We start from the raw sequence: 20066 nt of genomic DNA on the forward strand, positions 1-20066 counted from the left end.
CTGCGCTGCAACAGCCGCGCCATTCCATCAACCATCCCATCGGCGCGCCAGGAGACCTTTGCGCATGACCGCCCCCGCCCGCAAGACCGACGCCGCCGCGGCGCCGGCGCCCGCCCGCAAGACCGACAAGGACCTGCCGCTGATCCAGGACATCCGCCTGCTGGGGCGCATCCTGGGCGACGTGATCCGCGAGCAGGAGGGCGTGGCCGCCTATGACCTGGTGGAGCAGGTCCGCAAACTGTCAGTGGCCTTCCGGCGCGACGCGGATCACGAGGCCGACAAGGCGCTGAAGAAGCTGCTCAAGGGCCTGACGGGCGACCAGACGGTGAGCGTGATCCGCGCCTTCACGTACTTCAGCCATCTGGCCAACCTGGCCGAGGACCGCCACCACATCCGCCGCCGCGCCGTGCACGAGCGCGCGGGCAGCGCGCAGGAGGGCAGCATCGAGGTGGCGCTGGCGCGCCTGCGCTGGGCCGGCATCGCGCCGCGCACCGTGGCGCAGACGCTGGCCACCAGCTATGTGGCGCCGGTGCTCACGGCCCACCCGACCGAGGTGCAGCGCAAGAGCATCCTGGACGCGGAGCGGGAGATCGCCCTGCTGCTCTCCCAGCGCGACGATATCCAGGCGCGCGCCCAGCTCTACAACAGCGCGAAGGACACGCTCACCCCGCGCGAGCTGGCCGCCAACGAGGCGCAGCTGCGCGCGCGCGTGGCCCAGCTGTGGCAGACGCGGCTGCTGCGCTACTCCAAGCTCACCGTGGCCGACGAGATCGAGAACGCCCTTTCGTACTACGAATACACCTTCCTGCACGAGATCCCCAAGATCTATGCCGAGCTGGAGCGCGAGCTGGGCGGCAGCCACCCCGTGGCGAGCTTCCTGCGCATGGGCCAGTGGATCGGCGGCGACCGCGACGGCAACCCCAACGTGAGCGCCGACACGCTGGCCCTGGCCCTGCGCCGCCAGGCCGAGGTGGCACTGCGCCACTACCTGACCGAGGTGCATCACCTGGGGCGCGAGCTGTCGCTCTCCAGCAACCTGGTGCAGGTCTCGGCCGAGATGCTGCAGCTCGCCGCACGCTCGCCCGACACCAGCGAGCACCGCCGCGACGAACCCTACCGCCGCGCACTCACGGGCGTGTACGCGCGCCTGGCCGCCACGCTCAGGGATTTGACGGGCGGCGAGGCTGCACGCCATGCCGTAGCCCCACAGAATGCGTACGCCAGCGCGGGCGACTTCCTGGCCGATCTGCGCGTGATCGAGGCTTCGCTGCGCTCGCACCGCGGTGTGGCCCTGGTGGGCGAACGCCTGCGCCCGCTGATGCGCGCAGTGGAAGTGTTCGGTTTCCACCTGGCCACGGTGGATCTGCGCCAAAGCTCCGACCAGCACGAGCGCGTGGTGGCCGAACTGCTGGCCACCGCCCGGGTGGAGTCCGACTACGAGGCCCTGCCCGAGCCCGCGCGCCGCGCGCTGCTGCTGCGCCTGCTGTGTGACGCACGGCCCCTGCGCGTGGTGGGGGCGCCGTATTCCGAGCACACGACGGGCGAGGTCGCCATCTTCGAGACCGCGCGCCAGATGCGCGAGCGCTATGGCGACGACGCCATCCGCCACTACATCATCAGCCACACCGAGACGGTGAGCGACCTGCTGGAGGTGCTGCTGCTGCAAAAGGAGGTGGGCCTGCTGCAAGGCACGCTGGACACGGGCGCCAGGGCGGACCTGATCGTGGTGCCGCTGTTCGAGACGATCGAGGACCTGCGCAATGCCGCGCCCATCATGCGCGAGTTCTACGCGATCCCTGGCATCGCGCAGTTGGTGCGCGCCAGCGGGGCCGAGCAGGACATCATGCTCGGCTACAGCGACAGCAACAAGGACGGCGGCATTTTCACCAGCAACTGGGAGCTGTACCGCGCCGAGATCGCGCTGGTGGCGCTGTTCGACGAGATGAACGCCGCCCAGGCGGGCGCGCCCATCCAGCTGCGCATGTTCCACGGTCGTGGCGGCACGGTGGGGCGTGGCGGCGGGCCCAGCTACCAGGCCATCCTGGCGCAGCCGCCCGGCACCGTGCGCGGGCAGATCCGCCTGACCGAGCAGGGCGAGGTGATCGCCTCCAAGTACGCCAACCCCGAGATCGGCCGGCGCAATCTGGAGACCCTGGTGGCCGCCACGCTGGAAGCCACGCTGCTGCAACCCACCAAGTCCGCCACCAAGGCTTTCCTGGAAGCGGCCGAGCAGCTCTCGCAGGCCAGCATGGAGGCTTACCGCGCGCTGGTGTACGAGACACCGGGCTTCACCGATTACTTCTTCAATTCCACGCCGATCCGCGAGATTGCCGAGCTCAACATCGGCTCGCGCCCGGCCAGCCGCAAGGCCAGCCAGCAGATCGAGGATCTGCGCGCCATTCCTTGGGGCTTCAGCTGGGGCCAGTGCCGCCTCACGCTGCCGGGATGGTTTGGCTTCGGCGCGGCGGTGGATGCCTTCACGCATGCACCGGGCAAGGACCCCAAGGCCCAGCTGGCGCTGTTGCAGAAGATGTACCGGCAGTGGCCGTTTTTTCGCACGCTGCTGTCCAACATGGACATGGTGCTGGCCAAGAGCGACCTGGCGCTGGCCTCGCGCTACAGCGAGCTGGTGGCCGATGCGCGCCTGCGCAAGAAGGTGTTCGGTGTGATCGAGGCCGAATGGCAGCGCACGGCCGACGCGCTCACGCGCATCACGGGGGAAAAGCAGCGCCTGGCGGCCAACACGGCGCTGGCGCGCTCCATACGGCACCGCTTCCCCTACATCGACCCGCTGCACCACCTGCAGGTGGAGCTGGTGCGCCGCTGGCGCGCGGGTCAGGGCGACGAGCGCGTGCAGACCGGCATTCACATCTCCATCAACGGCATTGCCGCGGGGCTGCGCAACACGGGCTGAGGTACGGGCGTGGTAGACGGCATCACGGCGCAGTGGCTGCAACGCCTGGGCGCGCAGGTCGCCTGGGCTTACGGCCTGCGCGTGCTGCTCGCGCTGGGCGGCGCCATGGCCTGGAGCTGGGGCACGCACCAGGTGGACCTGGTGGTGCCGCTGTTCCTGGGCGTGCTCGCGTCTGCGCTGGCCGAGACGGATGACAGCTGGCGCGGCCGCCTGAAGGCGCTGGTGGTCACACTGGCGTGCTTCGCGCTGGTGGCCTTCCCGGTGGCGGCGCTCGTGGACCAGCCGCTGTGGTTCCTGGTGGTGCTGCTGGCGTGCAGCTTCGTCTTCACATTGCTGGGCGCGGTCGGCGGGCGCTACCGCGCGATCGCTTCGGCCACGGTGATCCTGGCGCTGTATGCGGCCCTCAGCGTGCCCCAGGGTGCGGGCGACACGCAGCCCTGGTGGCGCATGCCTGCGCTGCTGCTGGCGGGCGCGGGGTGGTACGGACTGTTGTCGCTGGCGTGGTGTGTGCTCACGCCGTTGTTGCCCCTGCGGCATGGCATGGCTGCGCTGTACGAGGAGCTGGGCGCCTACCTGCGGCTCAAGGCCAGCGTCTTCGAGCCTGTGCGCGGCGTGGATGTGCAGCAAAGGCGGCTGGCGCTGGCACAGACCAATGCGCGCGTGGTGGCGGCGCTCAACAGCGCCAAGGAAAGCCTGTTCAGCCGCATGGACGCGCATCCGCCCCAGGGCCGGCTGCTGCAACTGCTCAACCTGTATTTCATCGCCCAGGATATTCACGAGCGCGCGAGCTCCTCACACTACCACTACAACGAATGGGCGGACGTGCTCTTTCACAGCGATGTGCTGTACCGCTGCCAGCGCGTCCTCACGCTGCAGGGCATGGCCTGCACGCAACTGGGTGAAGCACTGCGCCGGCGCCGCCCGCTGGTACGCGATGCGGGGCATGCGCAGGCACTGGCAGACCTGCATGATTCCATCACTTACCTGGAGCGCCAGGGCCAGAGCGCCTGGCAGCGCCCGCTGCGCTCGCTGCGCGCGCTGGCGCGCAACCTCAGCACGCTGGACGCGCAACTCACCACTGCCACGCTGCCCATGCAAAACGCGGTGCTGGGGGACATCGCATTGTTCGACCGCACGCCGCGCTCGCTGGCCGATGCGTGGGGCCGCGTGCGTGCGCAGCTGCATGCGCGCTCGGTGCTGTTTCGGCATGCGGTGCGCCTCACGCTGGCGTTGGCCGCGGGGTATGCCGCCATGCAGCTCACGGACCCGCGGCATGGCTACTGGATCCTGCTGACCACGCTGTTCGTCTGCCAGCCGACCTATGGGGCCACCGTGTCCCGCGTGGCGCGGCGCGTGCTGGGCACCGCGCTGGGGCTGGTGGCGGGCTGGGCGTTGCTGGAGCTGTTCCCCAGCCCGACCCTGCAGGCGCTCTTGGCCGTGGCGGCGGGGGTGCTGTTCTTCCTTACGCGCACCCAGCGCTACCTGCTGGCCACGGCGGCCATCACGCTGATGGTGCTGCTGTGCTTCAACCAGACCACGGGCGAAGGCTACACGCTCATCCTGCCGCGCCTGCTGGATACGGTGATCGGCAGTCTCATCGCGGCGGCCGCCATGTTTCTGGTATTGCCTGACTGGCAGGGCAAGCGCCTGGGTGCCGTTGCGGCCGAGGCGCTGGAGGCCCATGCGCTGTACCTGCGCGAGATCATGTCGCAGTACGCCACGGGCAAGGACGACGACCTGGACTACCGCCTGGCGCGCCGCGTGGCGCACAACGCCGATGCGGCCCTGTCCGCCGCCCTGTCGCACATGCTGCTGGAGCCGCGCTGGGTGCGCCGCCACGCGCGCGTGGGACTGCAGTTGCTGGTGCTCTCGCATACGCTGTTGAGCTATCTGTCGGCCTTGGGTGCGCACCGCGGTCTGCCGGCCGACGTGGCGGCCGATTCGTTGGCAGAGCGCGCCGCCCGTGAGGCCGCGAACCAGATCGAGCAGATGGCCCAGGCGCTGCGCGGGCGGCATGCGCTGGCGCAGGAGGATGGCGCTGCCGAGGGGTTGGCGCTGGCGCTGGAGCAGGCGGCCGATGCCTCCGGCGACGGCCTGTCGCTCGTGCAGGCCCAGTTGGCGCTGGTGTGCCGGCAGGTGGCGCCGCTGCGGGCCGCGGTGCGCTCGCTTGCCGGGCAGGGCGCGGCGGCCTGAGGCTGATCTGGCCCGCAAAGCCCGTCTTGTTCCACCCTTGGCGCGCAGGCGCACCGGCTAGCATGGCCGATCGTCACGCAATACATATTCTTCGATCATGAGAAACCGGGTTTTGGCCTTCTGCGTCCTGGCCGGGCTGGCGGCCGGCTGCGCGCCCCTGCCAACGGCGCTGCACGGCGCGACGCCGGAGGGGGCGCACGCGCCCACGGAGCAACAGGCGGTGAACGCAGTCCGCCAATGGGACGTGCTGGCTGCCGACGTGGCGGCGCGTGTGGCCGACCGGCTGCGTGCGTGGCCCGCAGGGCAGCACCCGATCCATGTGGAGATGGCCCCCCAGGCCTCCGACTTTCAGCGCGGCTTTCGCGAGTTGCTGGTCACGCATTTGGTGGAGCGGGGCATCGCCGTAACCACCGAACCCGCAGCCCTGCGGTTGTGGGCCAGCACCCAGCTGGTGCAGCACCACGCGGGTGCGGCGTCCGCGGCGCCGTTGCAGCGCCTGGCCGAAGGTGTGTACGTGCGGCGCAATGCAACGCATGCGGACGCGAGTGTGCCGATGCGCACCGAGGTGCTGGTCGTCACGTCGCTGGAAAGCGAGGGCCGGGTGCTGGTGCGCACATCTGACGTGTACACGATCGCGCAGCCGGACGCACCGCTGTACCAGCGCCCCGCTGCGGCGCCGGGGCCCCTCACGACCTGGCGGGTCGTGCCATGAAGGAGGGAGACCGCATGACGCAACGCATTGGAATACAGCGGCGCGTGCTGCTGGCAGCGGTGCTGACCGCCAGCGCATTGGCCCTGCCGGGCTGCGCACGCTACTACTACGGCGCTGCGGCCAGCAGCGACCCCGTGGACCTGATGGCCAGCAACCACGGCGCCGCGGATGCGCTGTTGCTGCAAGTGCCGCTGGACCCCGGCACCCCTGTGCTGGTGGGAACGGTGGTGCAGTTGGACCGGTTGGATGAATCTTCGCGCCTGGGGCGCTTGGTGACCGAGCAACTGGCGGGCCGGCTGGCCCAGCGCGGCTTGCGCGTGACCGAGTTGCGCATGCGCGAGACCCTGGCGATGCGTCCCGGACAGGGCGAGCTGCTGCTGTCGCGGAACGCACAGGAGGTGGCGCGCGCCCAGGCGGCCCAGGCCGTGCTGGTGGGCACCTACGCGGTGGCGTCGCAGGCGGTTTACGTGAGCCTGAAGCTGGTGGGCGCGGGCAACGCGGTGCTGGCGGCGCACGACTATGCACTGCCCATGGATGCCAACGTGCGCGGTCTGCTGGCGGGCCGGTAGCCCATTGCCGCGCCGTTATGCTATTTATTTAATAGCTGTTAGCGCCTGATGGGTAAGCGCTAGAAGCCATTTTGACTTGAATTAGTGCAGCGTGAGTGCGCCGGCGCTCTTGCTCTTGCCGGCACGTGCGGGCGGGTTGCACAGGCCGCAGGTGTAGTGGCGGTTCTCGTACAGCTCGGTGACGAATTGGCCGCCGCACTGCGAGCACTTGGTGCGCGTGAGCATGCCGGCATCCACGAACTTCACCAGCCGCCAGGCGCGCGTGAAGGACAGCAGCGGGTCGATCTGCGCCGCGGCCACCTGCTCGTTGTAGAGGCGATAGGCCTTGGTGAGCAGCTCCACCGCGTCCAGGCTCACGCCCTTGGACAGGTATTCGTAGATGTTCAGGAACAGCGAGCTGTGGATGTTCTCCTGCCAGGTGAGGAACCAATCCGTGGAGAAGGGCAGCTGTCCCTTGGACGGCGACTTGCCCGCGATCTCCTTGTACAGGCGGATCAGGCGTTCGTACGACAGCGTGGTCTCGGACTCCAGCACCTGCATGCGGGCTCCCATCTCGATCAGCATGGCGGCGCGTTCGATTTGCTTGGATTCGTTGAGAACGCTCTTGGCGGGTGCGGACATGGCAGGCTTTCGGAGGAAGAGGAGAACGCTGGCGTGGGACTTCAGAGCACTTCGGAGACGCGGCTGGCCATCAGGATGTTGGCGTGCAGCGTGTTGGTGGCTTCGCTGGCGGCTTTGCGCGGCGTGTTGTGGCTGGTCAGCAGGCTCCACACCAGTTCGTCGTCCACGCGGAAGCTGCACAGCAGCGTGTTGCGCGAGGCCAGCTTGAGCACCTGTGCGGCGGACAGCGATGCCAGAATGTCGGCCGCTTCTTCGTTCAGCCCCAGACGGAAAACGGCTTCGGCCTTGTCTTGGCGGATCAGGGTCTGCGCCAGCATCAGGTAAGTGAGGTTGGCTTCGCGGATTTCGGCGAGCAGTTGTTCGGAGGTCATGGGGCAATCCTTTCCAAGAGGGGATCACTGCGTTGCATAACGTTGCATGTGTTGCGTGATCCGATGAAATGGATTGTGAAACCGGGGCAAAAAGAAATTAAGTCGGGGTTCGGCGCTGCGTGGCGTCTGGCGGATGAGCAGCCTTTGTAGGAATTTGCCTTACAGCGGCGTCGGCGTGTGGCGCGTGTTTGCGGTGGTGGTTTCGCCGATACAGGCATGAAAAAACGGGCCGCAGCCCGTTGGATGGAGTGCACGCGGTCGTGCGCAGGGTGGAAGGCACCGTGTCAGGCGCCTGGCGCCTGGCTCAGTCGGCGTCGCCCATCTGGGACTGCAGGTAGTTCTGCAGCCCGACCTTGGCGACCAGTTCGATCTGGGTTTCCAGAAAATCGATGTGCTCTTCGGTGTCTTCGAGGATGTCTTCCAGCAGTTCGCGCGAGACATAGTCGCGTACGGACTCGCAGTAGGCAATGCCTTCCTTGATGGTGGCCTGCGCTCCGCGCTCGGCGCGCAAATCGCATTCCAGGATCTCGGGTACGTCTTCGCCCACCTGCAGCTTGGCCAGGTCCTGCAGGTTGGGCAGGCCGTCCAGCATGAAGATGCGGTCCATCAGCCGGTCGGCGTGCTTCATCTCGCCGATGGACTCGTCGTATTCCTTCTTGGCCAGCTTGTCGAAGCCCCAGTGCTTGAGCATGCGGTAGTGCAGGAAGTACTGGTTGATGGCCGTGAGCTCATTCTTCAGCTGGGCCTGCAGGTGTGCGATGACTTGCGCGTCGCCTTTCATGGGGCTTCTCCTTTCAGTCAGAAAGGGGCATTGTCATGACCCTGGCACCAGGGGGCAAGACAATGCCCCTGCATGCAGGCTTTGCCTGCGTGTGATGCTGAGTCGTGTTCTCGAATGGAATGAGCCGATAGTCAATATCAATTCAATTGATGTGTTCAATTTATTGGATTTATCATTCGATCCGGCCTAGACTTCAGTCTTGTTCTAGCCCATCAACCTAAGTAAGAGGAAACAGCAATGTCCGTGCTTAACACCACTATCAAGCCTTTCAAGGCGCAAGCCTTCAAGAACGGCAAGTTTATCGAAGTGACCGAGAAGGACGTCCTGGGCAAGTGGGCCGTGTTCTTCTTCTACCCGGCCGACTTCACCTTCGTGTGTCCCACCGAGCTGGGCGACGTGGCCGACCACTACGACGAGCTGCAGAAGCTGGGTGTTGAGGTGTACTCCGTGTCCACCGACACGCACTTCGTGCACAAGGCATGGCATGACGCCTCCGACACGATCCGCAAGATCAAGTACACCATGCTGGGCGACCCCACCTGGCAGATCAGCCAGAACTTCGACTGCCTGCGCGAAGGCCAGGGCCTGGCAGACCGCGCCACGTTCATCGTGGACCCCCAGGGCGTGATCCAGGCGATGGAAATCACCGCCGAAGGCATCGGCCGCAACGCCGCCGATCTGCTGCGCAAGGTCAAGGCTGCCCAATACGTGGCCAGCCACCCCGGTGAAGTGTGCCCCGCCAAGTGGGAAGAGGGCGCCAAGACGCTGGCTCCTTCGCTGGACCTGGTCGGCAAGATCTAAGCTGGCACCAGCCGCGTTCAGCCGCCGCGGCGGCTGACCAAGACGCCCGGGTGCCAGGCGCCCGGGTTTTTTTTGCCCATAACTAGATTGATTAGGAGTAACCCTATGCTCGACGCCAACCTCCAAGCCCAATTGAAAGCCTATCTGGAGCGCCTGCAGCGCCCGGTGGAGCTGGTCGCCACGCTGGACGATGGCGCCACTTCCCAAGAGCTGCGGGAGCTGCTCCAGGAGATCCGCTCCCTCTCCGACAAGATCACCGTGGTCGAGAAGAACGACGCGCCCGTGCGCAAGCCGTCCTTCCTGATCACCAACCCCGGCGTGGACACCGGCGTGCGTTTCGCGGGCGTCCCCCTGGGCCATGAGTTCACCTCGCTGGTGCTGGCGCTGCTGCAGGTGGGCGGCCATCCCTCCAAGGAATCAGCGGACCTGCTGGAGCAGGTGAAGAACCTGGACGGCGATTTCCATTTCGAGACCTACTACTCGCTGTCCTGCCACAACTGCCCCGACGTGGTCCAGGCCCTGAACCTGATGAGCGTGCTCAACCCGCGCATCACGCACACGGCCATCGACGGCGCCGTGTTCCAGGACGAGATCAAGGAACGCCAAATCATGGGCGTGCCCACGGTGTTCCTGAACGGCAAGAATTTCGGCCAGGGCCGCATGGAGCTGGCGGAGATCGTCGCCAAGATCGACAGCGGCGCCCATGCCCGCGTGGCCGCCAAGCTCAATGCCATGGAGCCGTTCGACGTGCTGGTGGTCGGCGGTGGTCCCGCCGGTGCCGCGGCCGCCGTGTATGCGGCGCGCAAGGGCATTCGTACCGGCGTGGTGGCCGAGCGTTTCGGCGGCCAGGTGCTGGATACGGTGGACATCGAGAACTACATCTCGGTGAGCAAGACCGAGGGCCCGAAGTTCGCCATCGCGCTGGAGCAGCACGTGAACGACTACGACGTCGAGGTGATGAACCTGCAGCGCGCCAAGGCCCTCAAGCCCGCCGCAACCGAAGGCGGCCTGGTGGAAATCGAACTCGAAAACGGCGCAACGCTCAAGAGCAAGACCGTGATCCTGTCGACCGGCGCGCGTTGGCGCAACATGAACGTGCCGGGCGAGGAGCAGTACCGCACCAAGGGCGTGACGTACTGCCCGCACTGCGACGGCCCGCTGTTCAAGGGCAAGGACGTGGCGGTCATCGGCGGCGGCAACTCGGGCGTGGAGGCCGCGATCGACCTGGCCGGCATCGTCAAGAGCGTGACGGTGCTGGAGTTCGCCAGCGATTTGAAGGCCGATGGCGTGCTGCAGAAAAAGCTGCGCAGCCTGCCCAACGTGACGGTCATCCTGAACGCCCAGACCACGGAAGTGAATGGCGACGGCAGCAAGGTCACCGGCCTGACCTACAAGGACCGCACGACGGACGAGGCCAAGACCGTGGCGGTCGAGGGCATCTTCGTGCAGATCGGTCTGTTGCCCAACACCGACTGGCTCAAGGGCACGGTGGACCTGACGCGCTTTGGCGAGATCATCATCGACGCCCGGGGCCACACCAACGTGCCGGGCGTGTTCGCCGCGGGAGACTGCACCAACGTGCCGTACAAGCAGATCATCATCGCCGCAGGGGCGGGCGCGACGGCGGCCTTGTCGGCCTTCGACCACCTGATTCGCCACTGATATCTAAGCCAAATTGGCCTTTAGCGCTTACCGGTCAAGCGCTGATAGCTATCAAAAACAAAGCGCCTTTCGGGGCGTTTTTGTTTTGATGCAGGGGCGGTCAGTACTGCAGCCGTTCCGGCCGCACCTCCTGCAGGATGGTGGTCGCGATCTCCTCGATGCTCTTGGTGGTGGTGGACAGCCAGCGAATGCCCGAGCGGCGCATCATCGCCTCGGCCTCGGCCACCTCGTTGCGGCAGTTCACCAGATCGGCGTACCGGGAGCCGGGGCGCCGCTCATTGCGGATCTGCGACAGCCGTTGCGGGTCGATCGTCAGGCCGAAGATCTTCTTGCGGTGCGGCACCAGTGCGGGCGGCAGTTGGCGGCGCTCGAAGTCCTCGGGGATCAGTGGATAGTTGGCCACTTTCAGGCCGCACTGCATGGCCAGGTACAGGCTCGTGGGCGTCTTGCCGCTGCGCGACACGCCGATCAGGATCACGTCCGCACCCGACAGGTCGCGGTGGCTTTGGCCGTCGTCGTGGTCCAGGCTGAAGTTGATGGCTTCGATGCGGTCGCTGTATTCCTTGGACACGCTGATGTCCGAGAAACGCCCCACGCGGTGGTGTGACTTCACGCCCAGCTCGGACTCCAGCGGGCGGATGAAGGTGCCGAACATGTCCAGCAGCATGCCCCTGCAGCCGTCCTCGATGATCTTGAGCACGCTCATGTTCACCAGCGTGGTGAACACGATGGGCTTCTTGCCCTCCAGCTCGGCCGTGTGGTTGATCTGGCGCACCACCTGGTGCGCCTTGTCCTCGGTATCGATGAAGGGCAGGCGCACGTGGCGCGGGCGGATGTCGAACTGCGCCAGGATGGCATTGCCGAAGGTCTCGGCCGTGATGCCGGTGCCGTCGGAGATATAGAACACGGTGCGCGTGTGCGTGGCAAGCATGGGAAAGGAAGAGCGGGAAGGAGAGCGTGGTGATGCGATGGCGCGTGCGCTGCGGCGGGCAGCCCGCCTACAATGGCGCCCATTATTCCCAATTTCTCCCCATGCACCGCGCCGGCCCACAACCACAACAGCAAAGCCGTGGCCGCTGCATGAGCGACGACTGCCCGCCTTCCCTTGACGCGACGGTGGGCGCAGACCGGTTTTTAAACTCTGGAGCTTTCCCATGTCTGCACGTTTCGAGGCGACCGCCCTGGTCGTACCGTTTGAGAACCTGAGAATGAGCGACGTCGAGGTCGTTGGCGGCAAGAACGCCTCCCTCGGCGAGATGATCTCCCAACTGCCCCAGGGGGTGCGCGTGCCCACGGGCTTCGCCACCACCGCGCATGCGTTCCGCGAGTTCCTCAAGTACGAAGGCCTGCACGACCGCATCAGCCAGCGCCTGGCCGCGCTGGACGTGGACGACGTGCGCGCGCTGGCCGAGGCCGGCGCCGAGATTCGCGGCTGGGTGGAAAGCCAGCCGTTCCCCGCCGACCTGGAAAAGGCCGTGCGCGAGGCATTTGCCGCGCTGTCGGCGGGTAACGACCAGGCCAGCTTCGCCGTGCGCTCCTCCGCCACGGCCGAGGACTTGCCCGATGCCTCCTTTGCCGGTCAGCAGGAGACCTTCCTGAACGTGGTGGGCATCGAAGCCGTGCTGCACAAGATGAAGGAAGTGTTCGCGTCGCTGTACAACGACCGCGCCATCTCCTACCGCGTGCACAAGGGTTTTGCCCATGACGTGGTGGCCCTGTCGGCGGGCGTGCAGCGCATGGTGCGCTCCGACCTGGGCGCGGCCGGGGTGATGTTCACCATCGACACGGAAAGCGGCTTCGAGGACGTGGTGTTCATTACCTCCAGCTACGGCCTGGGCGAAACCGTGGTGCAGGGCGCCGTGAACCCCGACGAGTTCTACGTGCACAAGCCCATGCTCCAGGCCGGCAAGCAGGCCGTGATCCGCCGCAACCTGGGCTCCAAGCTGATCCAGATGGTGTTCTCCACGGCGCAGGAAAAGGCCGCCAGCGGCAAGCTGGTGAAGACCACCGAGGTGGCAACCGAGCTGCGCAATCGCTACTCGCTGACCGACGACGAGATCGAGCAACTGGCCCACTACGCGCTGGTGATCGAGCAGCACTACGGCCGCCCCATGGACATCGAGTGGGGCAAGGACGGCACTGATGGCCAGCTCTACATCCTCCAGGCGCGCCCTGAGACGGTGAAGAGCCAGGCCAAGGGCCAGGCCGAGCAGCGCTTCAAGCTCAAGGGCCACGGCCCGGTGCTGGCCGAAGGCCGCGCCATCGGCCAGAAGATCGGCACCGGCCCGGTGCGACTGGTCAACGACATCGCCGAGATGGACAAGGTGCAGCCCGGCGACGTGCTGGTCACCGACATGACCGACCCCAACTGGGAGCCGGTGATGAAGCGCGCCAGCGCCATCGTGACCAACCGGGGCGGGCGCACCTGCCACGCGGCCATCATTGCGCGCGAGCTGGGCATTCCGGCCGTGGTGGGCTGCGGCCACGCCACCGACGTGCTCAAGGACGGCACGCTGGTCACCGTGAGCTGCGCTGAGGGCGACACCGGCCGTATCTACGACGGCCTGCTCGAGACCGAGGTGACCGAGGTGCAGCGCGGCGAGATGCCGCCCATCTCCACCAAGATCATGATGAACGTGGGCAATCCGCAGCTGGCCTTCGACTTCGCCCAATTGCCCAACGAAGGCGTGGGCTTGGCGCGCCTGGAGTTCATCATCAACAACAACATTGGCGTGCACCCGAAGGCCATCCTGGACTACCCCGCCGTGGATGCCGACCTGAAGAAGGCCGTGGAGAGCGTGGCGCGCGGCCATGCCAGCCCGCGCGCGTTCTACGTGGACAAGGTGGCCGAGGGCGTGGCGACCATCGCCGCCGCGTTCTGGCCCAAGCCCGTCATCGTGCGCCTGTCGGATTTCAAGTCCAACGAGTACCGCAAGCTCATCGGCGGCAGCCGCTACGAACCCGAGGAAGAGAACCCCATGCTGGGCTTCCGTGGCGCAGCGCGCTACGTGAGCCAGGACTTCGGCGAGGCCTTCGCCATGGAGTGCGAGGCCATCAAGCGCGTGCGCAACGACATGGGCCTGACCAACGTGCAGGTCATGGTGCCCTTCGTGCGTACGCTGGGCCAGGCCGAGCGCGTCACCAAGCTGTTGGCACAGCACGGCCTGCAGCGCGGCGAGAACGAGCTCAAGCTCATCATGATGTGCGAGATCCCGAGCAACGCGATATTGGCCGAGCGCTTCCTGGAGTACTTCGACGGCTTCTCCATCGGCTCCAACGACCTGACCCAGCTCACCCTGGGCCTGGACCGCGACTCGGGCCTGGAACTGCTGGCCGCCGACTTTGACGAGCGTGACCCGGCCGTGGAAGCGCTGATCCACCTGGCCATCAAGGCGTGCCGCGCGCAGGGCAAGTACATCGGTATCTGCGGGCAGGGCCCCAGCGACCATCCCGACTTTGCCCAGTGGCTGGCGCGCGAGGGCATCACGTCGATCTCGCTGAACCCTGACAGCGTGATCGATACCTGGCAGCAACTGGCGCGCTGACCGCGCCGCAGCCGCAGGCCATGCCCCACCGCCGGTCGCTCACGCAGGAAGAGATCGAGGGGGCGCCCTTTGCCCCCGACCTGCACGATGCACGCCACCTGTGGCTAAAGGCGGGCCTGCTGCTCATGTGGGTGCTGGTGTCGTTCGGCACCGGCTACTTCGCGCGCGACCTGCAATTCCTGGTGGGTCCATGGCCGTTGAGCTACTGGATTGCCTCCCAGGGGGCAGTCCTGATGTTCATTGGCATCGTCTGCGTTTACTGTGCCGCCATGAGCTACTTCGAACGGCAGGACATGGCGGCGCAGCGCGACGCTGCCACAGCCCCACCCCATGATTGAACGCGGCGGCGAGGGGCGCAGCTACATGGCGCGCCTGAACCGCATCGTGGCGCTGTACATCGCGGGGCTGCTGGGGTTCGTGGCCCTGATGGCCTGGGCCGAGCAGCGCGGGCTGTCGCGCCAGTGGATTGGCCCCATCTTCCTGTTTCTCACCGTGATGGCCTACGCCGCCATCGGCGTGTACGGCCGCACCACGGATGCGGACGAATACTACGTGGCGGGCCGCCGCATTCCGCCGTTCTACAACGGCATGGCCGCCGCCGCGGACTGGATGAGCGCGGCCTCGTTCATCAGCCTGTCGGGCGCGCTGTATCTGCAGGGCTTCTCGGGCACGCCGGAGCAGCCGGGCGGGCTGGCCTATCTGTTGGGCTGGACGGGCGGCTTCGTGCTCGTGGCCATGCTCATCGCGCCGCACCTGCGGGCGATGAACCTCTACACCGTTCCGGACTTCTTCCAGGTGCGTTTTGGCGGGCGCTGGCCACGCATCATCGCGGCCCTGTCGGCCGTGCTGTGCTCTTTCACCTACGTGGTGGCGCAGATCTACGGCGTGGGGCTGATCGCCTCGCGCCTGACCGGGGTGCAGTTCGAGATCGGCATCATGCTCGGCCTGGGCGGCGTGCTGCTGTGCTCGTTCCTGGGAGGGATGCGCGCCATCACCTGGACGCAGGTGGCGCAGTACATCGTCATCCTGCTGGCGTTCCTGATCCCGGTGTCGTGGCTGGCGTACAAGCAGCTCGGCAACCCCGTTGCACCTGTGGTGGCGGGAGCACAGATCGGCAAGATCGCCACGCTGGAGGGCGGGCTGCTGGCTTCCGAGGTCGAGCAAGACGTGGTCGCGGCCTACCTGCAGCGCGCCGAGGATTACAAGGCGCGGCTGGCCGACGTGCCCGCCGCACTCGCGCGGGAGCGCGAAGCGGCGCGCGAGCGCATCCAGCGCCTGCGCGCCCAGAACGCCGACGTGGGGCTGATCGTGGCCGCCAGCCGGGATTTGGCCTCCATGCCGCGCGACGAGGCTGCCGCGCGCGATCGCTGGACGCGCGAGATGCGCGACAACTATGAGCGTGCCCGCGCCATGGGCGGCCTGCCGCGCCACAGCCAGGCGTTTGCGGGCGATCCGCAGGGCACCCCGCAGGAGCGCCAGACCTTCGACGATGCGCGCCGCAACTTCCTGGCGCTGATGTTCTGCCTGATGGTGGGAACGGCCGGCCTGCCGCACCTGCTGACGCGCTACTACACGGTGCCCTCGGTGGCGGGCGCGCGCGCGTCGGTCGCGTGGTCGCTGTTCTTCATCGCACTGCTGTACCTGAGTGCGCCGGCGCTCGCCGTGCTGGTGAAGTTCGAGGTCATGAACAACCTTGTGGGCAGCAGCTTCGACCAACTGCCCAACTGGATGGCGCAATGGGCGCGTGTGGACGCCTCGCTGCTGTCCGTGGAGGACGTGAACGGCGACGGCATCGTGCAGTTCGGCGAAATCCGCTTCGGGGCCGACCTCATCATGCTGGCCACGCCCGAGATCGGCGGGCTCCCCTACGTGATCTCCGGCCTGGTGGCCGCGGGCGGGCTGGCCGCTGCGCTGTCCACTGCCGATGGCCTGCTGCTCACCATCAGCAACGCGCTGGTGCGCGACCTGTACCACCAGGAAACGCGCCGCAAGGCGTCGCCCGAGCAGCGGGTGATCCTGACCAAGTTCACGCTGCTCTCCGTGGGGCTGTCTGCGGCGTTCGTGGCTGCGCTCAAGCCGTCGGAAATCCTGCCCATGGTGTCGGCGTCGTTTTCCATCGCTGCATCGGCCTTCGTGCCCGCGATGGTGCTGGGCATCTTCTGGCGCGGTACTACGCGCCAGGGCGCGGTGGCCGGCATGCTCGCCGGCCTGTCCGTCACGGTGTATTACCTGTTGGCGCAGGTGGACAGCGTGCGCGAATGGGTGCCTTCCGCGCTGCTCGTCGATGGCCTGTGGTTCGGCATCCATCCGATTTCGGCCGGGGTCTTCGGCGTGCCGGTGGGCCTGGCTGTGGCGTGGAGCGTCAGCCTGGCCACGCGGCCGGGCCACGTGCGGCCGGTGCCCGCGGACGGGCTGTAGCGCGCCGCGCCCCGCGGCTGAGCGCCCACGGGCGACCTGCGGTTTGACCTCATTCACAAATGGTCACATTCGTGCGACGCTGGGCTCGTGCGGCGTTCCATGCCGCTTTTCCATCACGTACCAAGCGAAGAGGTGGGCATGATTCTCGTGAAGACACCGGCTGGGCAACTGGCGCTGAAGGATCGCCAGGGTGCGCTGTCGCCGCGCCAGCGCTCAGCCTTCATCCTGTTCGACGGCAAGCGCACCCTGGACCAGGTGCTGACGGCCACGGCGGCCATGGGCATCTCGCGCGAGGACGTGCAGCTCATGATCGACCAGGGGTTGCTGGAGAGCGGACCGGGAGCGCCGGCACCCGCGGCCACAGCGCCGGCGGACGGCGCCGAGGTGCAGGTCGATGGCACGGGGCGCACGCAGCGCGAGCGCTATCAGGCCGCCTACCCGATCGCCACCGAACTTACCGCCAGCCTTGGGCTGAAGGGCTTCCGCCTGAATCTGGCGGTCGAGGGGGCTGCAGGGTATGAGGATCTGGCGGCGCTGGCTCCCAAGATCCGCGAGGCCGTGGGAGACGCCAAGTACACCAGGCTGGAGAGGGCGTTGTTCGCGTGAATGCGGCGCTGGGCGTGGCCCCTGCCGGACCCACCCAGTCCTCAATAAAAAAGGGAGCGTGCATGACACGCTCCCCTTGCATGAACAGCGTCCGCAGCCGGACGCAAGGTGTTCTTAGACGCGCTTGCGGTATTCGCCCGTGCGCGTGTCGATCTCGATCTTGTCGCCCTGGTCCACGAACAGCGGCACGGCCACTTCGAAGCCGGTGGCGATCTTCGCGGGCTTGAGCACCTTGCCGGACGTATCGCCCTTCACGGCGGGTTCGGTCCAGGTGATCTCGCGCTCCACGCTGGTGGGCAGTTCCACGGAGATGGCCTTGCCGTCGTAGAACACCACTTCGGCGGCCATGCCGTCTTCGAGGTAGCTGATGGCATCGCCCATGTTGGAGGCTTCCACTTCGTACTGGTTGTACTCGGCGTCCATCCACACGTACATCGGGTCGGCGAAGTAGGAGTAGGTGCACTCCTTCTTGTCCAGGATCACGTTGTCGATCTTGTCGTCGGCCTTGAAGACGACTTCGGTGCCCATGTTGGACAGGAGCGCCTTCAGCTTCATGCGCACGGTAGCGGCGCCGCGGCCGCCGCGGGCGTATTCGGTCTTCAGCACGATCATGGGGTCTTTGCCCTGCATGATCACGTTGCCGGCGCGGATTTCTTGAGCGATTTTCATGGCTTGCTTGGGAAGGAAAGGTTGACCGCTCCACAAGTCGGGGCGGGCGGGCGTGGCCCAGGCGTTTGCGTGAACTGGGCCGCCTTCCACCCCGGCGCATGTTCCGCGGCGGGGGCGCCGGCTGGGCACGCGAGTGCCGCCTTCGAATGGCGCAAAACCAGGGATTCTAGCTTTTCTCCGCCACAAACCCTAGTAGTAAGGTCAATAAATCCTGCTGTGCCAGCAGCCGCGCACGCGCGGACTGTATACATGCGCGCCATTCGCCCAGGGTGGCCGCGTCCAGCGGCGGCAACTCGCTGCGGGTCTCCAGACCGTTCCAGAGGGCCGACCAGCGCCGCAGCGACGCTGGTGCGTGCAGCCAGTCCAGGAAGGCCAGTAGCTTGGCGTGGTGCGCATCGTCGTGCTGCGGATAGATCTGCCACACGAACGGCTGGCCCGCCCACAGGGCGCGCACCAGCGAGTCCTCGCCGCGCACGAAGTTCAGGTCGCAGGCCCAGAGCATTTCGTCAAAGGCCGGCTGAGGGCAGGGTGGCAGATATGAAATTGATAGCTGCTCGCGCTTGCTGTATGAGCCTTGGAGGCTTTTTTGACTCTCAAACTGCTGCAGCCATTGGCGCACGGCCGCCGTGGCACGTCCGGGCGTGACCAGCAGCCGCACGTCGCTGCGCGGCTGCCATTGCGCCAGCAGCTGGGGCAGGGCGGGTGGTTCGTAGCAGAACAGCGAGATGGCGACTTCATCTGCCCCGATGCCGTGGCCGGCGCGCCAGGCGGTGCGGTCGAACGCGGCCTGGCGCGCCAGCAGGTCTGGCTCACGCAGCAGGCCGCCCGTGCGCTCGGTGAAGCCGGGGTAGTAGAACCAGCGTGTCAGGCCTGCCCCCGGGCCGCTCATGAGCGGAGACGGCAGCCGGTGGCAGCGTTCCACATAGGCCTCGGCCGACAGGTACTCCAGGTTGATCCATAAGGGTTTTGGGCCTGTAGCGTTTGTGTGGTGAGCGATGGCAGCTATGAATTGCGGAGCAATCTCGCAGCCGAAGGCCTCCACCACCACGTCGCCAGGCCCGTCTGCGGGCGCCTGCGTGGGCCAGGGCAGCACCTGTACGCCAGGTGCGCCCTGCGGCGCCATCCAGGCCAGAGCGCTGGCGTCATCCACCCACAGGCGAACGCGGTGGCCGCGGCTGCCCAGATCGGCCGCCAGGCGCCAGCACACGCCGATGTCGCCAAAGTTGTCGATCACCTGGCAAAAGATGTCCCAGCGCAGGTGGGCGGAGGCCTTCATCATGGCGCCTCCTGGGCGCCGGCGCGCAGGTGGTCCACCAGCAAGCGTGCGACGCTGGACAGCGACTCCTCCGAGCGCACGCACAGCGACAGCCGCCGCCGTGCCCAGGGCTCATCCAGCGTGATGGCGCGCAGGGCCAGTGTGCCGCGGTAGATCTGGGCGCTGCCGCGCGGCAGCACGGCCACGCCCAGGCCGGCGGACACCATCAGGCACAGGGCGTCGTAGCTCGTGACCTGAATGCGCAGCTTGAGCGGCATCTCCTGCTCGGCCGCGGCGCGTGTGAGCAGGTTGTTGATGGCGCTGCCCGGATGCATACCCACGAAGTCGCAGGCCAGGGCGTCTGCCAGGCGCACGCTGCGGCGGCGCGCCAGCGCATGGCCTGCGGGGACGATGAGGATCAGCTCGTCCTCGCGGTAGGGCAGCAGGCTCACGCGCTCGCCATAACTGCCGTGGTTGAGGATGCCCACGTCGGCTGCGTTCTCGGCCACCGATTGCGCCACGGCGGTGCTGATCTGCTCCTGCAGCCGCACATCGACCTGCGGGTGCGCGGCCATGAAGCGCTGCAGTTCGCCCGGCAGGAACTGCGTGATGGCCGAGATGTTGGCCACTACGCGCACGTGGCCGCGCACGCCGGCGCGAAAGTCCTGCATCTGCGTGGCGATGCCGTCCAGGTCGTTGAGCACGCCGCGCGCCAGGTGCAGCAGGGCGTAGGCCGCGGCCGTGGGCTCGGTGCCGCGGTTGCTGCGGGTGAACAGCTCCACGCGCAGCGCGTCCTCCAGCTCGGCCAGGCGGCGGCTGGCGGCGGAGGGTGCGATGTGTTCGCGTGCGGCGGCGCGGGCGATGGCGTTTTCCTCCATCACCGCGACGAACAGGCGCAGGGAGACCGGGTCGAGCTTCATGGGCGGCGATGGTACTGCGGCGGCGGCGG

At 67.0% G+C, this 20066-nt stretch carries 17 protein-coding genes; 10 read left to right on the forward strand and 7 right to left on the reverse strand.

Annotated features, from left to right (window positions below; genetic code table 11):
• Positions 1–64: 64 nt before the first annotated feature.
• From ppc to I3K84_RS00575, 4 genes are all read left to right on the forward strand, one after another.
• The gene (gene ppc / locus I3K84_RS00560; protein ID WP_196995291.1) at positions 65–2914 is read left to right on the forward strand and encodes a phosphoenolpyruvate carboxylase; all 2850 of its coding nucleotides are present in this window, start codon (positions 65–67) and stop codon (positions 2912–2914) included.
• Between the two features lie 9 nt (positions 2915–2923).
• Positions 2924–5107, forward strand: a complete 2184-nt coding sequence (gene yccS, locus I3K84_RS00565; protein WP_196995292.1) for a YccS family putative transporter — start codon at positions 2924–2926, stop codon at positions 5105–5107.
• 112 nt (positions 5108–5219) lie between these two features.
• Positions 5220–5819, forward strand: coding sequence for a hypothetical protein (locus tag I3K84_RS00570; RefSeq protein ID WP_231403378.1), 600 nt, complete (start codon positions 5220–5222; stop codon positions 5817–5819).
• A gap of 14 nt (positions 5820–5833) precedes the next feature.
• A complete protein-coding gene (locus tag I3K84_RS00575) occupies positions 5834–6388 on the forward strand; it encodes a FlgO family outer membrane protein (RefSeq protein ID WP_231403379.1) in 555 nt (184 codons plus the stop codon).
• Between the two features lie 81 nt (positions 6389–6469).
• On the opposite strand, the gene flhC is transcribed toward I3K84_RS00575, so the two are convergent.
• From flhC to bfr, 3 genes are all read right to left on the reverse strand, one after another.
• Complete coding sequence (gene flhC / locus I3K84_RS00580; protein ID WP_011806038.1) at positions 6470–7009, reverse strand: flagellar transcriptional regulator FlhC; 540 nt, start codon at positions 7007–7009, stop codon at positions 6470–6472.
• A 41-nt stretch (positions 7010–7050) separates the two neighbouring features.
• Positions 7051–7380, reverse strand: coding sequence for a flagellar transcriptional regulator FlhD (gene flhD, locus I3K84_RS00585; protein ID WP_011806037.1), 330 nt, complete (start codon positions 7378–7380; stop codon positions 7051–7053).
• Between the two features lie 304 nt (positions 7381–7684).
• Positions 7685–8161 (reverse strand): bacterioferritin, encoded by a 477-nt coding sequence (bfr, locus tag I3K84_RS00590; RefSeq protein WP_011806036.1) that lies wholly within the window; start codon positions 8159–8161, stop codon positions 7685–7687.
• Between the two features lie 237 nt (positions 8162–8398).
• Between bfr and ahpC the strand changes: the two genes are divergently transcribed.
• Both ahpC and ahpF read left to right on the forward strand, forming a co-directional pair.
• Positions 8399–8962, forward strand: a complete 564-nt coding sequence (gene ahpC, locus I3K84_RS00595; protein ID WP_047350525.1) for an alkyl hydroperoxide reductase subunit C — start codon at positions 8399–8401, stop codon at positions 8960–8962.
• Positions 8963–9067: 105 nt separating this feature from the next.
• Complete coding sequence (ahpF, locus tag I3K84_RS00600) at positions 9068–10624, forward strand: alkyl hydroperoxide reductase subunit F (RefSeq protein WP_103738042.1); 1557 nt, start codon at positions 9068–9070, stop codon at positions 10622–10624.
• Positions 10625–10724: 100 nt separating this feature from the next.
• Here ahpF and I3K84_RS00605 read toward each other — a convergent pair whose 3' ends face one another.
• The gene (locus I3K84_RS00605) at positions 10725–11555 is read right to left on the reverse strand and encodes a pyruvate, water dikinase regulatory protein (protein ID WP_011806033.1); all 831 of its coding nucleotides are present in this window, start codon (positions 11553–11555) and stop codon (positions 10725–10727) included.
• 223 nt (positions 11556–11778) lie between these two features.
• Here I3K84_RS00605 and ppsA point away from each other — a divergent pair, with 223 nt between their 5' ends.
• From ppsA to I3K84_RS00625, 4 genes are all read left to right on the forward strand, one after another.
• Positions 11779–14169 carry a phosphoenolpyruvate synthase gene (ppsA, locus tag I3K84_RS00610; protein WP_172207431.1) on the forward strand — a complete coding sequence of 797 codons (2391 nt, stop codon included), beginning with the start codon at positions 11779–11781 and terminating at the stop codon, positions 14167–14169.
• Between the two features lie 20 nt (positions 14170–14189).
• Positions 14190–14507, forward strand: coding sequence for a DUF4212 domain-containing protein (locus I3K84_RS00615; RefSeq protein ID WP_172207429.1), 318 nt, complete (start codon positions 14190–14192; stop codon positions 14505–14507).
• Complete coding sequence (locus I3K84_RS00620) at positions 14500–16587, forward strand: VC_2705 family sodium/solute symporter (protein WP_196995294.1); 2088 nt, start codon at positions 14500–14502, stop codon at positions 16585–16587. The genes I3K84_RS00615 and I3K84_RS00620 overlap by 8 nt, the downstream gene beginning before the upstream one ends.
• Positions 16588–16725: 138 nt before the next feature.
• Positions 16726–17193: a hypothetical protein gene (locus I3K84_RS00625; RefSeq protein ID WP_041836050.1), complete on the forward strand. Its 468-nt coding sequence runs from the start codon at positions 16726–16728 to the stop codon at positions 17191–17193.
• Positions 17194–17307: 114 nt separating this feature from the next.
• Here the strand turns inward: I3K84_RS00625 and efp are convergent, their stop codons facing one another.
• The 3 genes from efp to I3K84_RS00640 all read right to left on the reverse strand — a co-directional run bounded on the left by efp (position 17308) and on the right by I3K84_RS00640 (position 20037).
• Positions 17308–17862: an elongation factor P gene (gene efp, locus I3K84_RS00630; protein ID WP_011806028.1), complete on the reverse strand. Its 555-nt coding sequence runs from the start codon at positions 17860–17862 to the stop codon at positions 17308–17310.
• Positions 17863–18028: 166 nt separating this feature from the next.
• Complete coding sequence (earP, locus tag I3K84_RS00635) at positions 18029–19141, reverse strand: elongation factor P maturation arginine rhamnosyltransferase EarP (RefSeq protein ID WP_196995295.1); 1113 nt, start codon at positions 19139–19141, stop codon at positions 18029–18031.
• Positions 19138–20037 carry a LysR family transcriptional regulator gene (locus tag I3K84_RS00640; protein WP_196995296.1) on the reverse strand — a complete coding sequence of 300 codons (900 nt, stop codon included), beginning with the start codon at positions 20035–20037 and terminating at the stop codon, positions 19138–19140. Before I3K84_RS00640 ends, earP begins: the two co-directional genes overlap by 4 nt.
• Positions 20038–20066 lie beyond the last annotated feature (29 nt).

It is taken from the genome of Diaphorobacter sp. JS3051, from assembly GCF_015832135.1.
Taxonomy (GTDB): Bacteria; Pseudomonadota; Gammaproteobacteria; order Burkholderiales; family Burkholderiaceae_C; genus Diaphorobacter; species Diaphorobacter nitroreducens.

Excerpts from the sequence above, each read along its gene's own strand:
- ahpC (WP_047350525.1), top strand. The coding sequence starts at position 8,399 with ATGTCCGTGCTTAACACCACTATCAAGCCTTTCAAGGCGCAAGCCTTC.
- efp (WP_011806028.1), bottom strand. The coding sequence starts at position 17,862 with ATGAAAATCGCTCAAGAAATCCGCGCCGGCAACGTGATCATGCAGGGC.
- flhC (WP_011806038.1), bottom strand. The coding sequence starts at position 7,009 with ATGTCCGCACCCGCCAAGAGCGTTCTCAACGAATCCAAGCAAATCGAA.
- I3K84_RS00625 (WP_041836050.1), top strand. The coding sequence starts at position 16,726 with ATGATTCTCGTGAAGACACCGGCTGGGCAACTGGCGCTGAAGGATCGC.
- earP (WP_196995295.1), bottom strand. The coding sequence starts at position 19,141 with ATGATGAAGGCCTCCGCCCACCTGCGCTGGGACATCTTTTGCCAGGTG.
- I3K84_RS00615 (WP_172207429.1), top strand. The coding sequence starts at position 14,190 with ATGCCCCACCGCCGGTCGCTCACGCAGGAAGAGATCGAGGGGGCGCCC.
- bfr (WP_011806036.1), bottom strand. The coding sequence starts at position 8,161 with ATGAAAGGCGACGCGCAAGTCATCGCACACCTGCAGGCCCAGCTGAAG.
- I3K84_RS00575 (WP_231403379.1), top strand. The coding sequence starts at position 5,834 with ATGACGCAACGCATTGGAATACAGCGGCGCGTGCTGCTGGCAGCGGTG.
- flhD (WP_011806037.1), bottom strand. The coding sequence starts at position 7,380 with ATGACCTCCGAACAACTGCTCGCCGAAATCCGCGAAGCCAACCTCACT.
- I3K84_RS00620 (WP_196995294.1), top strand. The coding sequence starts at position 14,500 with ATGATTGAACGCGGCGGCGAGGGGCGCAGCTACATGGCGCGCCTGAAC.
- I3K84_RS00640 (WP_196995296.1), bottom strand. The coding sequence starts at position 20,037 with ATGAAGCTCGACCCGGTCTCCCTGCGCCTGTTCGTCGCGGTGATGGAG.
- I3K84_RS00605 (WP_011806033.1), bottom strand. The coding sequence starts at position 11,555 with ATGCTTGCCACGCACACGCGCACCGTGTTCTATATCTCCGACGGCACC.
- ppc (WP_196995291.1), top strand. The coding sequence starts at position 65 with ATGACCGCCCCCGCCCGCAAGACCGACGCCGCCGCGGCGCCGGCGCCC.
- ahpF (WP_103738042.1), top strand. The coding sequence starts at position 9,068 with ATGCTCGACGCCAACCTCCAAGCCCAATTGAAAGCCTATCTGGAGCGC.
- ppsA (WP_172207431.1), top strand. The coding sequence starts at position 11,779 with ATGTCTGCACGTTTCGAGGCGACCGCCCTGGTCGTACCGTTTGAGAAC.